Raw genomic sequence first — 13,780 nt, 5'->3', positions numbered from 1 at the left:
TACGAATATGTTTCGGAATGTGATTTTCAGCTGTAATTCGTGACATTATCAAGAGCTATCAAACGAATTAAATATGAAAAATCCTCTCGTGATTTGGTCACAAGAGGATGAGATCACCGGCCGCGCATGGCTCTGCGGCTGATGTGCTGCGGGCGTGTGGGATCCATGCCCTTCGGAATGCCGAGTCCGCGCTTCTCCTGCAGGGTGCGCAGGCGGTCGTTCAGGGTTTCGAGTTCTGCCTTGGTGAGCACGAAACGGCGACGCGGATGAATCTTCTTCATCAGGAAGAACGAATGATCGGTCGGCTCATAGCTCTTGCATTTGATGACTTTGCTACGCAGGTCTTTCAGCCTTACCTGGCCTTCGGCGGTTCCTACGGAAATGCAGAAGACAGGGATTTCGCTGCCTGCGGTGATGCCTTTAATGGCCTGTTCCTGGCGCTCGAGCGCACGCTTGGTGCGGCTTGGGTTGCCTTCCGCCAGCAGATAGATGCCGTTGTAGCCGGTACCGCGCCAGATGGCGTCTTTGGTCTTGGGATCGATCCATACCGGAGTCTGCGGGAAGGTGTATCCGGCCTTGTTGATGTTGCCGAGCACGCTGATGGCAGCTCCCGGCTGGCCTTCAAGCTTGGCGTAACCCACCCTGTCGGCACGCCTGGTCAATGTCATGGTGAACAGCAGCACGCCGATCATGACCAGCAGAATCACCATGAAGATCCACATGAGCCAGCCCCAGTGCAGGAAGAGGCCGACTACAACGCCGATGACCACCGGTAGAAGGAACGCCGCGGCCAGCAGCCAGGGGAGTGCCTGGTCCTCCGCGCGAGTGTATTTGTAGATCTGGCGAATCTGATCAATGATTTTCGGACCCTTTTTCTTGTCCTTCTTCGCCTTTTTCTCTTTGGCCATCTACTCCCTCACTTGCCTATTAAAAATGGACGTACTGGTTGATTATGGTATCAGTGGTGGCGGAAGTCCGGCGATGCCGGACGGTTGACGCACGCGTAAGTCTATCTGGTGTGCAACGGACGCCCGTCGGCCTTGAGCAGCGTCTCGCCTAGTGCTTCGCTGAACGTGGGGTGTGGATGAATCAAGCGTGCCGCATCGGACAAAGACACACGGTTGCCGACCAGTTCCTCCGCTTCGGCGATAAGGTCTCCGGCATCCGGGGCAAGCATGTGAACGCCCAAAACCACCGGAGTGTCCGGTCGGTCCGCATAGGTTCCGGAAACCAGAGACAGGGAGGCGGCTTCTCCGCTCATGAGTACGCGGGCATTGCCCATCATCGGGTAGGCGGTCTCTTGGGCTTCGATGATGTCCTTGCGGTTTTTGGCCTCGTCTATGGTCAATCCGACGCTGGCGAATTCTGGGGTTGAGAAAACGACTTCGGGTATGGTGTCGTCGTTCACCGGTTCGAGGTCGAGGCCGGCGATGGATTCGGCGATGACGATGCCCTGTTCGAAGGCGTGATAGGCGAGGGCCGGGCCCGGCGTGATGTCGCCCAATGCCCAGATTCCCGGTTGGCTGGTACGTCCGTAAGCGTCTGTTTTGACAAGTCGGTGTTCGTCCAAGTCGATATCTGCTGTGGCGAACCAATCCCCATCGGTGTTCGGATCGCGGCCGATTGCACTTAACACCACGTCGGCTTTGCATTGCTGTTCTGTTTCATCGCGATCGGTGTGATAGGTGACGATGGCTCCTGTCAAGCCAGGGTTTTCATCATGTACAGCGTCGCGAGGTTGTTCCGAATCCGCCTTGCTGCCGGTGATTGCGGTCTCTGAGTTGGCGTTGTATGGCTCATGGCGCAGTTCGGATGGGAGGCTTCCGACTTTGATATCAGTGACCTCGCTGTGAGTGACGATGTGGATGCCATCCTTGCTTAATGCCCGTGTCAATGCCATTGCGGTGCGTCGATGAGCGTGTGAAAGCACCCGTTCGTGCCGGATGAGCAAGGTGACATCCACGCCTGCCGCGTTCCACATCGAAGCGAATTCCACGGCCACGGCACCTGCTCCGATGACGACGGCGGATTGGGGGAATCGAGGAAGAGCCAGCGCTTGTGTGGAGTCAATCAGTGCTCCGCAGAACGGTTGCTCGGGCATCGGACGAGGGCGGGATCCTGTCGCCACGACGATATGCTCCGCTTGCAAACTGGTGATACGTGCTGTTGACTCGTCATCCCCATCCGAATATTCGATGGAGACAGTGTGTGGGGCTGTTATCGAGGCCTCTGCGCGGATTACGGTTACTTTTCGCGCCTCGAGCAATGAGGCCAGGCCATCGGTCATCGAAGTGACGGCCTGGTCCTTGAACGCGGCCAATTTTGGGAAATCGACATTGCCGATTCTCGCGTTGATGCCCATACGTCCGGCGTCGCCGACGTTGCGCATCGCTCGGGTGGCGGTGATGAGTGCTTTTGAGGGTATGCATCCCCGGTTGAGGCAGGTGCCTCCAATCCTGTCCTCTCGATTGATCAAGGCCACCGAAAGTCCCAGCTGAGAGGCGCGCAGCGCCGTGGCATAACCGCCTGGGCCGCCGCCGATGATGGCGATGTCGAAATGATTGGTCTGCATGGCTGCCTCCGGAATCTCCGCCGACCCTCATGAGGTTTCCGAAAGGTCGGGGAATGGTATGATGCCAATATAAGAAAACCCGTGAATATAGCGCTCAAGGCATATTCACGGGAAACTCTAGCGTTTGGATGACTGGCTTACTTCGGCCAGTTGCCGCGCTTCTTCGAAGTCGGCTTGGGAACGCGCCAGCGACGCAGCTGCAAAGCGCGGCTGCAGGCATAAGAACACACATGTGTGCCCTTGCCGACGGCTTTCTCTCCGAATTTCTCAACGATCTTCTTCTTGAGCTTGTGCCACATGAGGAAGATATCGATGGCCGCGACGATGATGTAAACGTACATCAAAATGCCCAAAGGTGTGTAGAACGCCGGCCAGATGAAGGCGATGACCAGCATAAGGATCATCACGCCGAAAAGCACCGGAATGAAGTATTCGGCAAGATTGAAGCGCGCATCAATGTAATCGCGGATGTAGATATGAACAGGATCGCGTTCGATGCGTGGCATATGGGGCAGGTCACCGGTGCGCATAGCCTCGTACTGCTCGTCCTCTTTTTTCCTGATACGTTCCTTGGCGGCTTTTCTGTCGGCCTTGCGGTTCTTGGGAACGAGAGGGTGAAGGTTACGCTCCTGAGCTTCCTTGCGCTTCGGCGTGGGGCGGCCCTTGCCTTCCGTCTCTTGTACTTTGTTGGTCTGCTCGACGGTCGTTTGCGCCGAGTCTGTGCTCTTGTCCTTGCTGAAAGGATTCCATGTCATGTGTTTGAGGTTACGGGAAAGCCTCGACGCTGGGCGGTTCTCAATGGTGATAATAGACACTATTTTTTACCGGTTTCTGGCGCTTTTCGCGGGGCTGTGTGATTATCGATGTGGATATGACCGCGTTTGAAAAGGAGCAGGACATGGCCGCATTGAAGGTTGAGGAGATACGTTCTCGGGTGGACGGCGATTTCGATCGAGTCGTTGATCTGTTGAGCAGGAAGGTGGCGTTGAAATCCGTCTCTGCCGAAGGCATCACCGGCGAGAACATGTGTCGTTCGGCGCAATTCGTCGCCGACGAGCTACGGGAGCGCGGTTTGGACACCAAGGTCGTCCAGTCCAAGAATCCCGACGGCACCCCGGGTGCCTTCGAGGTTGTCGGCTCGAAGATTGTGGACCCCGACGCGCCGACCGTCCTGCTCTACGCCCATCACGACGTTCAGCCGGTGCCGGACGCTTCGGCATGGGACACTGATCCGTTCAAGGCCACCGAAGTGGACGGCAGGCTTTATGGTCGCGGCTCGGCCGATGACGGTGGTGGCATCGCCATCCATTCCGGCGCGCTGCATGCGCTGGGCGACGACCTCAAAGTCAATATCAAGGTCTTCATCGAAGGTGAGGAGGAGATGGGCTCGCCGAGCTTCATCCCCTTCATCGAGGCGCATCAGGACGAATTCGATTCCGATGTAATCATTGTGGCCGACTCCGGCAATTGGAGTGCTGAAATCCCCAGCCTCACCACCAGCCTGCGTGGCAACACTGATCTGGACGTCACCGTGAAGGCGCTGGAACATCCCGTGCATTCCGGCCAGTTCGGTGGCCCGATTCTCGATACCAATACTCTCGCATCCATGCTTATCGCCTCGATGTACGACGAAGATGGAGCGCTGAATATTCCGGGTCTCGAAGGGGGAGACCCAATCGGCGGGCTTCAGCGCGACCTCGACGAGGCAAGTGTTCGCGCCGATTCCGGTGTGGTCGATTCCTATCGTTTCGCGGGTACAGGCTCGCTGGCCTCACGCCTGTGGACCAAGCCGAGCATCTCCGTCATCGGTTTCGACGCCCATCCGGTGGAAGGCTCGTTCAACGTCATCGCCAATGAGGCCAAGTTCCGCCTTTCTGTCCGTACTGCACCCGGCCAGCGTCCGGAAGATGCGGCCAAGGCAGTCGCTGATTTCCTCATCTCGCATGCGCCGTTCGGTGCCGAGGTCTCGGTCTCTACGCTCGACAGCGGTATGGGTTGGAGCATGGATCCCGATGCCGAAGCCACCCAGGACGCGCTCGAGGCGATGCGTGAGGCCTTCGGCGTCGACCCGATCAACAAGGGCGAGGGCGGCTCGATTCCGTTCATCCCCGAACTGCAGCGCATCTTTCCCAAGGCCCAGGTACTGGTCACCGGCCCCGAAGACCCGAAGGCCAACGCCCACAGCCCCAACGAGTCCATCGACCTGAACAGCCTCAAAAACAACGTCATCACCGAGGCCCTGATTCTCAGCAAACTCGCCAAGTAACAGGTAGTCCGCTTATTTCAACGGTTAGTCGTGGAGGCGTGGAATATGCGATGTTCGGGACGCTCCTTGGCCGCTCGGCCGTGTCTTACGCCCGAACATCGCATATTCCACGCCTCCACTAATCATTCAGGTACCTCAATTATGCGGTAGCTATTCGCAGATGTTCTAATCCCACACGACCCATCGGCAACAGTTTGACAGGGGATTGCTCTAGGATGGCGAATTGACACGGGGGCTGGCCTTTCGGGGCTGGCTGAGATGAGGATTTCCTCGACCGAATGAACGTGAGTCCGGACAATGCCGGCGCACGGACGTCTCTTTTCCCGTGCCTTGTATGCACGCCGATAGGCGGTGTGCACAACGGAAAGGCACAAATCATGTCATCATCGAATCAAACGACTATCGTTTCAAAACCCAACCTCAAATGGCGCGTCGTCGACATTGCCGTCGCCTCGGTCATCGGCGTTGCCAGCGCGTTGATCTATTGGGCTGCAGCCCTGCTTTATGGCCCTGTCGCCTCGCCCCTCGACGCGCTCGTTCCCGGACTCGGAGGTCTGATGAACGGCTTCTTCTGGCTCTTCGCCGGCCCTCTCGCCGCGGTGATCGTGCGCAAGCCGGGTGCCGCGATATACGCGGAAGTGGTCGCGGGAGTGCTCGAAGCGCTTTGGGGCAACACCTGGGGCGGCATGCAGACGTTCCTCATTGCGCTGGTGCAAGGGTTCTTCGCCGAAATCGTCTTTATCGTGGTGATGTACAAGGTTTGGAACCTTGTTACGGTCATGCTTTCCGGCACGCTTTCCGCCATCAGCTGCTGGGCTTATACCTTCTTCACGAATCTGCAGGGATTCCAGATCACCGGTGTCTACGGCATCTGGAACCTCGTCGCCACGGTGATTTCCGGAGCCTTGGTGGCGGGTGTACTGATGTGGTATCTCTACATCGCTATCGCCAAGACCGGCGCGATTGACAAGTTCGCTTCGGGCCGTCAGGTCCGTACTTCATCCAAGTGAGCGGTATTCGTCAGAATTCAGGCATCAATGGGGGAACGTATGCAAGACGAGCAATCGAAGGTCCGATAGCCGAAAAGATGGTATGGCCGTGCAGTCTGCTCCATATGTCGACGCGACTGTCGCCTCGACGGTTTCGCAGGATGTAGAACCTGCTGGTAGCGAGGTCTCGTCCAAGGTCTCGCCGGCTTCAATCCGTTTCGAGAATTGGGGCTATCGTCACGCCTCACGCCAGCATTTCGCCGTGCGAGGCCTCAACCTTGACATCCGGCCTGGCGAGCGCGTGCTTCTGCTTGGGGCCTCGGGCATCGGCAAGTCGACGATACTCGAAGGTGCTTCCGGCCTGTTGGGCGGGGATGTGGTCGAAGCTACGAACGAGGACGGGCAAGACGAGACGGGCCAGGTTGTTGCCGTCGAGGATTCGGAAGGCGGAGTGACCGAAGGCGGCATCTTCATCGATGGCGACGTCCCGGCCACCTGTGCCCACGGTCGGATTGGACTCGTTTTACAAGACCCTGACGCGCAGACGATTTTCGAGCGCTTGGGCGACAACGTCGCTTTCGGCCCGGAAAACATGGGCGTGCCACGTCCAGAAATTTGGCAGCGGGTCAGGCAAAGCCTTGCCGCAGTGGGGCTTGAAGGCTTGCAATTGCATCGTTCCACTATGCATTTAAGCGGCGGACAGATGCAGCGTCTGGCTTTGGCCGGGGCACTGGCCATGCAGCCGGGGGCGTTGCTTCTGGATGAGCCGACGGCGAATCTCGACCCGGAGGGTGTCGAGCAGGTCGTCGGAGCTGTTGCTGATGTCTTACGAGATACCGAGGCGACCATGTTGTTGGTCGAGCATCGGGCCGGACCGTGGATCGATCTTATTGATAGGGTCATCGTTCTAGGCCTCGAATCCGATGATCAGGTCAAGGCCCGCGTCACGCAGGTTGGTGACGACGCCGAGATTGACCACAGCGGTTTCCGCAGGACCATCGTGGTGGCGGACGGCACGCCCGACGAGGTATTCGAGAACCGTAATCTCGATTTTGCGGCGCTTGGCATCTGGATGCCGGATAAATACCGTCGTGAAGAAGATGAGATTCGGCGCATCCATACTGACGACGAGCCCGACAGCGACCCTGCGCTTGGCGATGGCAAGGCGTTGCTTTCCGCCAAAGACCTGTCTATCGGACGTAATGGCAAGGCCATAGCCGAACACATCAATGTCTCGTTCGCCGCCGAGCAGATTACCGCGTTGGTAGGGCGCAACGGAGTCGGCAAGTCAACGCTTTCGCTGACGCTGGCCGGACTGCTGGAGCCTGTGGCGGGCAATGTCGAAGCCTCACCTCAGCTGGCGAAAGGTGCCACCGGCGATATTCCGATGGATTGGAAATCGACGGAACTGGCGGCACGAATCTCCTACGTCTTCCAGAACCCCGAGCATCAGTTCGCGCGGGGCAGCGTGCTTGAAGAGGTCATGCTCGGGCTTCTGCGCACCGGCACACCGGAGGACGAGGCCAAGGAGAAAGCCATGGCGTTGCTCCGCCGATTCAGGCTTTCGCAATATGCATCGGTCAACCCCTACACGCTTTCCGGCGGCGAAAAACGACGTTTGACCGTCGCGGCCTCGCTCGCCGCAGCGCCGCGCGTCATCATCCTTGACGAGCCGACCTTCGGGCAGGACCGACGCACATGGATGCAGATCGTCTCACTGATCCACTCTCTGCGCGGCGACGGTGTCAGCGTCATCGTGGTCACCCATGACCGCGACCTAGTAACTGCATTAGGCGCTCGCGTCATCGAGCTGCAGGCGCAAGGCGATGCCGAGGGAGTCCCTTCGATGCATGTGTCGAAAGCATCTCAGATAGTTAAAAGCGATATCGAAGGTGTTGATGATGGATGTAAGCGAAACCATTTACAGGCATCCGGGAATCGCATGGGAAATGAAGGACTATTAAATCCTTCAAATTCTGACGGAAACACAAGTTCCGGCGACTTGCAATTGCAAATGCCGAGAGCCATTCAATCTATTGGTGGAGACGTTGTCTCGAATGCTAACGTTGCAGTCAGTGATGCAACAATCACCGTCAGCCCGGTCAACGAGCGCGACGAACAGGAACGGCAGTCCAGCCGTTCACCGTTCCTCGCTTCACTGAACCCGACGTTCCGCTTGTTGGGGGCTTCATCGCCGCGTTGCCGTTGATTCTGAGCCTTGATTGGGTTTCGGCTAGCGTCGCATTGCTGATCGAATTTATTCTGCTCGCTTGCATCCATCTTTCGCCATGGCGCGTGGTCAAATCGACGTGGCCGGTGTTCGTCGGCGCTCCCGGATCGGCGCTCGCCGTTCTGCTTTATGGCAAGGAGGGGGGCGGGTCTGGTGGCATTGGGCGATGATTACCGTCACCGACCGTTCTGCGGTGCTGGCGCTCGCCACCGGCATCCGCATTCTGGCTATCGGCATACCGGCCATCATCGCCGTGTTGGGCGTGGAGACCACGGACCTGGCCGACTCGTTCAGCCAGATTCTTCATCTGCCTGACCGTTTCGTCTACGGTGGACTTGCCGGCATGCGCCTCTTCTCGGTGCTTCGAGACGATTGGGCCGCGCTCACCGCCTCCCGCCGTTCGCGCGGTCTGGGAGATGAGAACAAGGTCAAGGCGTTCTTCCCGCAGACGTTCGCGCTGCTGGTGCTTTCCATCCGCCGTTCCACTACTTTGGCCACCGCGATGGAGGCTCGAGGTTTCGGCGGCGACATTCCGCGCACCCACGCTCGTGTGAGCCACGTCCATACCCGCGATTGGGCTTTCGTCATTGTCTGCGCCATCGTTCCCACCGTCTCGTTGATCGCCGCCGCCATCGCCGGCACTTTCGTCTTCTTCGGCGGGTGAGGATAGCTGGCTGATTTGGCTGAGACACTTCATTATTGCCTGATCATTGATTGATGTTCGCGGTATCAATTCGCAGCGATTTGCCGGGTATGACCATCTGAAGACGCTCTGTCCGAGTCGCGATGGCAATAACTTCGCGTAAAGTGTAACCATGCCTTTCAATCAGCACATCATCGACAATCCCAAGTCCGAGCGCGTGCGCCGCGTGGCGGAGCTCGAGAAGAACAAGGCCCGCAAGAAAGCCGGAAAGTTTCTCATCGAAGGACCGCAATCCGTGCGTGAAGTCGTGCGTTGGATGCCTGAGGTGGTCACGGATTGCTATGTGCAATTGGACGAACACCAATCCGATCTGCTTTCACCGGTGGTCGAGGATATCGCACGCGAGGCTGATGGGCAGGGGCTGTATATCCATCAGGTGACTGGTGACGTCATGCATCGTATGAGCACGGATGCGCAGGGCATCGTCGCCGTCGGCGATTTGGAAATCGCGCAAGATCGGATGGCTCGAGAATTTGAACATGGTGCGGCTGACAATACGGACGATACGAAAGTTGTTCATAATGTTGCCACTCGTGGAACGGATGTCTTCAACGACGCCGGACCGAGTGGTGATGCGGCACACGAATTCATGCAATCTGCTGGAAGTCCGTCGGATTCTGATGCGTTAAACGATACTGTTGCTGCGTTCTGGCAGATTCGTGACCCGGGCAACGCGGGAACGGTGATCCGTTCGGCCGACGCCGCCGGATGCCGGGCCGTGATTTTCGTCGACGATTGCGTCGACCGGTTCAATCCGAAGGTCATTCGTTCCACGGCAGGCTCGTTATTCCACCTGCCGGTGGTCACGATGAGCACCGAGGAATTCTTTGCGTGGGCACAAACGCAAGAACGTGAAGTCATGGCGGCCGACGTATACGGCACCGAAAAAATCAAGCCGGAATCATTGATCGATGTGGTTGAGAATCCGCGAACGCTGGAAGATGATGGTGGACGAGAGAACGCTTCCCGTGTGATTCTGTTCGGCAACGAAGCTCGTGGTCTGCCTGCCGACATCCTGGAGCGTGTGCAGCGCATCGTCTCGATTCCGCTTTATGGCAAGGCTGAATCATTGAATCTTGCCACCAGTACTTCGGTGATGCTGTTTACGCTTGCTATGGCTCGTGATGCTGCGTCACGCCGGTAGAACTTGGCCTGATATGACGGTTTTGAAACGCTGAAAACGGACGTCAACCGGCACGGCACTATGTCGAGTCATATTGAAACAATGAAAAGGCTGTAAATGCTTGGGATTCATGACTTTTGCGCTTGGAATCGCAGACGTTTCAAGGTTTAGAAAAACTGAAGGAAAGGGTACTCGTGGCACAGAGTGCGTCATTCGATGCGGGAGCGGTGACCGATGCGGTCGCCGAGGGCATCTCGAAAATCAAGAGTGCCTCCACTATGGAGGAGCTCAAAGCCATCAAGACGGAGTATGCCGGGGCCGATTCGGCGATGACGCAGGCCAGCCGCGCCATCGGAGGCTTGCCGAAGGACGAGAAGAAGGGTGCCGGCCAGCTCATGGGCAAGCTGCGCGCTGATTTCGGACGAGCGTTCGGTTTGAAGGAAGCACAGGTCAAGGCTGAAGAAGAGACCATGCAACTGGCTTCCGAGACGGTCGACATGACCCTGCCGGTCAATCGCAAGCCGCTGGGTGCCCGTCACCCGCTGCCGAAGCTGATGGAGGATGTCGAGGATCTCTTCATCTCCATGGGCTGGCAGATTTCCGCGGGTCCTGAAGTGGAGACCGAATGGTATGACTTCGACGCGCTGAACTTCGGCCCGGACCATCCTGCCCGCCAGATGCAGGACACCTTCTACGTCAAGGGCAATCAGGCCAAGGACGCCGCCGGATTCGTCGGTTCTAACATGGTTCTGCGCACGCAGACCTCCTCTGATCAGGTGCGTGCGCTGCTGACTCGTGGTGTGCCGCTGTATATCGCTTCACCTGGCCGCGTGTTCCGTACTGATGAGCTCGATGCGACGCATACTCCTGTCTTCCATCAGTGCGAGGCGCTGGCTGTCGATAAGGGCCTGACAATGGGTGATCTCAAGGGTGTGCTCGACAAACTGGCCGTTGCGATGTTCGGTCCGGAGGCCAAGAGCCGCCTGCGTCCGAGCTACTTCCCGTTCACCGAGCCCAGCGCTGAGCTCGACCTTTGGTTCCCCGATAAGAAGGGCGGCCCTGGTTGGATTGAATGGGGCGGCTGCGGCATGGTCAATCCGAACGTGCTGCGTAGCGCTGGCCTCGATCCGGACGTCTACACCGGCTTCGCGTTCGGCGTGGGCATGGAGCGTACATTGCTGCTGCGCCACGATATCAACGATATGCACGACCTCGTTGAAGGCGACGTGCGTTTCAGCAAACAGTTTGTGATGGGGGAGTGAACCAACAATGCCAATGGTAGATATTGACTGGCTCAAGGAGCACGTCGAGGTTCCGGCTGGTCTCACGTATGAGCAGCTTGCCAAGGATTTGGTTCATGTCGGCCTTGAGGAAGAGGAGATTCACTCCTCTCAGGTCACTGGCCCGATTGTGGTCGGCTATGTGGTCGATTGCACGCCCGAACCGCAGAAGAACGGCAAGATTATCAACTGGTGCCACATCGACGTTGGCGACGAGTACAACGACACCGACGAGAACGGCAATAAGGTGCCGCGCGGCATCATTTGCGGTGCGCCGAACATGGCTGCTGGCGAAAAGGTCGTCGTCACCCTTCCTGGAGCGGTATTGCCCGGCGATTTCAAGATCGAGCCGCGCAAGACCTATGGCCACATCTCCGACGGCATGTGCGCTTCGGAGCGCGAGCTTGGCTTGGGCAGCGACCACAACGGCATCATTCTGCTGAACCATTATGGATTCAGCAAGGAAGAAGCCGATGCATTGAAGCCCGGTGACGACGCGATGCATCTGCTGCATCTCGATCAGCCGGTGCTGGAGATCAACATCACTCCAGACCGTGGCTATACGCTTTCGTATCGTGGTGTGGCGCGTGAGTACCACCATTCCACCGGTGCAGCCTACAGCGATCCGGTCGATGCGCTGAATGCCAAGACCCCGAATGTTGCCGAAAACGGCAAGGGCGATATCGAAGTCGAAATCGAAGACAATAACCCGATTCACGGTGTGCCCGGCTGCGATCGCTACTATGCACGTACTGTACGCAACTTCGATCCGTCGGCTGAGACGCCGAGCTGGATGCGTCGCCGCCTGATTCGTGCCGGCATGCGTTCGATCTCGCTGGCTGTGGATGTCACCAATTACGTGATGATGGACTTGGGCCAGCCGATGCACGCCTATGATCTCGATAAGATTAGCGGTCCGATCGTCGTTCGTCGCGCCAACCAGGGTGAGACCCTGACCACGCTCGACGGCAAGAAGCACGATCTAAGTGTCGAAGATTTGCTCATCACGGATTCGCCCGATGGCAAGCGCGGTTCGAGGATTCTCGGCTTGGCCGGCGTTATGGGCGGACTCTACGGCGAAGTCACCGCTGAAACCAAGAACATTCTCTTGGAATCCGCACACTTCGATCAGGTGACCATCGCCCGCTCCGCGCGTCGTCACAAGACCCCGTCCGAGGCATCTAAGCGCTACGAGCGTGGCGTGGATTATGAGCTTCAGCCTGCAGCCGCACAGATGGCCGCCGATCTGATGGCCAAGTACGGTCACGGCGAACCTTCCGACACTCCGATTGATGTCAACAACACGCAACCGCGCGAATCCATCGACTTCAAGTTCACCGAGACCAAGCGTCTCACCGGGCTCGACACAACGGATAAGCGTATCCGCGAGATTCTCGAGGACATTGGCTGCAAGGTCAGCGACGGCAAGGAAGCAGGCCATATTTCCGTGGTGCCTCCGACCTGGCGTCCGGACATCACCATGCCCTGCGACTTGGTCGAGGAGATTGCTCGCCTGGTAGGTTATGACGAGATTCCGGTCACCATGCCTCCTGCCCCTGTTGAAGGCGAAGTCGGGTTGACTCCCGACCAGCAGCGTCAGCGCGATGTGGCCAATGAACTGGCTGAATACGGCTTGGTGGAGACGTTGAGCTACCCGTTCGTCGGCGATGCCGATTTCAAGGCGTTCGGTTACGATGCTGACGAAATCAAGCCGGTAAGCGTCGAAGTCGCCAACCCGCTGGCTGGTGACCGCCCGTACCTGCGTCGTGAAGTCCTGCCGACGCTCGCGCAGACCGTTCAGCGCAACCTGCGCCGCGGCCTTGAGAACATCGCGCTGTATGAGATTGGCCACGTCTACCTTTGGGATCCGAATGCTCCAGCCATTCCGGCGTTGCCCGGTGGTCAGCGCCCAAGTGATGAACAGCTGAAGGCGCTCGATGCCGGACTTCCCGAGCAGCCGTTGCACGTTGCTGCGATTTTCACCGGCAAGGCCGTCGAAACCGGTTGGCTCGGTGAAAGCCGCGATGTCGATTACAGCGATGCCATCGAAGCGATGAACCGTGTGACCGGCCGCCTTGGCGCCAAGGTTCAAATCGTCCAGCCTGAACCGCAGGATGTGCCGATGCAGTGGCATCCGGGCCGTGCAGCGAAGGTCATGGCAGGCGACACGTTCGTCGGCATGGTCGGCGAGCTGCATCCGCATGTCAACACGGCGCTCGGCTTCCCCGAACATTCTGCCGCGTTCGAGCTCAACTTGACCGCCCTCTTCGCCACGCTGAGCGGCAAGCCGGTGCAGGCCAAGCCGATTTCGACCTTCCCGCCGGTCAAGCAGGATCTGGCCTTCACGGTTTCGGATACGGTAACTGCCGCGCAATTGCAGCAGGTCATTGAAGAAGCTGCGGGCGACAACCTCGAGTCCATCGAGCTCTTCGACGTGTTCTCCGGCGATCAGCTGGGCGAGCACCAGAAGTCCTTGGCCTACTCGGTCACGTTCCGCTCTCCGGATAAGACGCTTACCAGCGACGACACGGAAGCCATCCGCAAGGCTATTGTCGATAGGGCAAAGGCCATCGGAGCCGAGCTGAGAGCCTGAAAGCTGAATAAAACCAAAAAGACA

General features: G+C 58.1%; 8 protein-coding genes, 1 pseudogene and 1 riboswitch. Of the genes and pseudogenes, 6 read left to right on the top strand and 3 right to left on the bottom strand.

Annotation, left to right across the window (positions count from 1 at the left end):
- Nucleotides 1–113 precede the first annotated feature (113 nt).
- The 3 genes from OZX57_RS05010 to OZX57_RS05000 all read right to left on the bottom strand — a co-directional run bounded on the left by OZX57_RS05010 (nucleotide 114) and on the right by OZX57_RS05000 (nucleotide 3,327).
- Entirely contained in the window at nucleotides 114–908 is a 795-nt protein-coding gene (locus tag OZX57_RS05010) for a DUF4191 domain-containing protein (protein ID WP_277161633.1), read from the bottom strand.
- 101 nt (nucleotides 909–1,009) lie between these two features.
- Nucleotides 1,010–2,572 carry an FAD-dependent oxidoreductase gene (locus tag OZX57_RS05005; RefSeq protein WP_277161631.1) on the bottom strand — a complete coding sequence of 521 codons (1,563 nt, stop codon included), beginning with the start codon at nucleotides 2,570–2,572 and terminating at the stop codon, nucleotides 1,010–1,012.
- A 137-nt stretch (nucleotides 2,573–2,709) separates the two neighbouring features.
- The gene (locus OZX57_RS05000) at nucleotides 2,710–3,327 is read right to left on the bottom strand and encodes a DUF3043 domain-containing protein (protein WP_277161629.1); all 618 of its coding nucleotides are present in this window, start codon (nucleotides 3,325–3,327) and stop codon (nucleotides 2,710–2,712) included.
- A 143-nt stretch (nucleotides 3,328–3,470) separates the two neighbouring features.
- Between OZX57_RS05000 and OZX57_RS04995 the strand changes: the two genes are divergently transcribed.
- The 6 genes and pseudogenes from OZX57_RS04995 (at nucleotide 3,471) to pheT (ending at nucleotide 13,756) form a co-directional block, all read left to right on the top strand.
- Complete coding sequence (locus OZX57_RS04995; protein WP_277161628.1) at nucleotides 3,471–4,838, top strand: dipeptidase; 1,368 nt, start codon at nucleotides 3,471–3,473, stop codon at nucleotides 4,836–4,838.
- 218 nt (nucleotides 4,839–5,056) lie between these two features.
- Nucleotides 5,057–5,168: riboswitch (TPP riboswitch) on the top strand.
- 47 nt (nucleotides 5,169–5,215) lie between these two features.
- Nucleotides 5,216–5,848 carry an ECF transporter S component gene (locus tag OZX57_RS04990; RefSeq protein ID WP_277161626.1) on the top strand — a complete coding sequence of 211 codons (633 nt, stop codon included), beginning with the start codon at nucleotides 5,216–5,218 and terminating at the stop codon, nucleotides 5,846–5,848.
- 190 nt (nucleotides 5,849–6,038) lie between these two features.
- Nucleotides 6,039–8,721 (top strand): annotated as a pseudogene (locus OZX57_RS04985) (ATP-binding cassette domain-containing protein).
- A gap of 151 nt (nucleotides 8,722–8,872) precedes the next feature.
- The gene (locus OZX57_RS04980) at nucleotides 8,873–9,904 is read left to right on the top strand and encodes an RNA methyltransferase (protein ID WP_277161624.1); all 1,032 of its coding nucleotides are present in this window, start codon (nucleotides 8,873–8,875) and stop codon (nucleotides 9,902–9,904) included.
- 173 nt (nucleotides 9,905–10,077) lie between these two features.
- Nucleotides 10,078–11,145, top strand: coding sequence for a phenylalanine--tRNA ligase subunit alpha (gene pheS / locus OZX57_RS04975; protein WP_277161622.1), 1,068 nt, complete (start codon nucleotides 10,078–10,080; stop codon nucleotides 11,143–11,145).
- Between the two features lie 7 nt (nucleotides 11,146–11,152).
- Complete coding sequence (gene pheT / locus OZX57_RS04970) at nucleotides 11,153–13,756, top strand: phenylalanine--tRNA ligase subunit beta (protein WP_277161620.1); 2,604 nt, start codon at nucleotides 11,153–11,155, stop codon at nucleotides 13,754–13,756.
- Nucleotides 13,757–13,780 lie beyond the last annotated feature (24 nt).

The organism is Bifidobacterium sp. ESL0682 (assembly GCF_029392815.1).
Lineage (GTDB): Bacteria > Actinomycetota > Actinomycetes > Actinomycetales > Bifidobacteriaceae > Bifidobacterium.
Note: the sequence above shows the minus strand (reverse complement) of the source record. Positions and strands in the feature narration are given on the sequence as shown.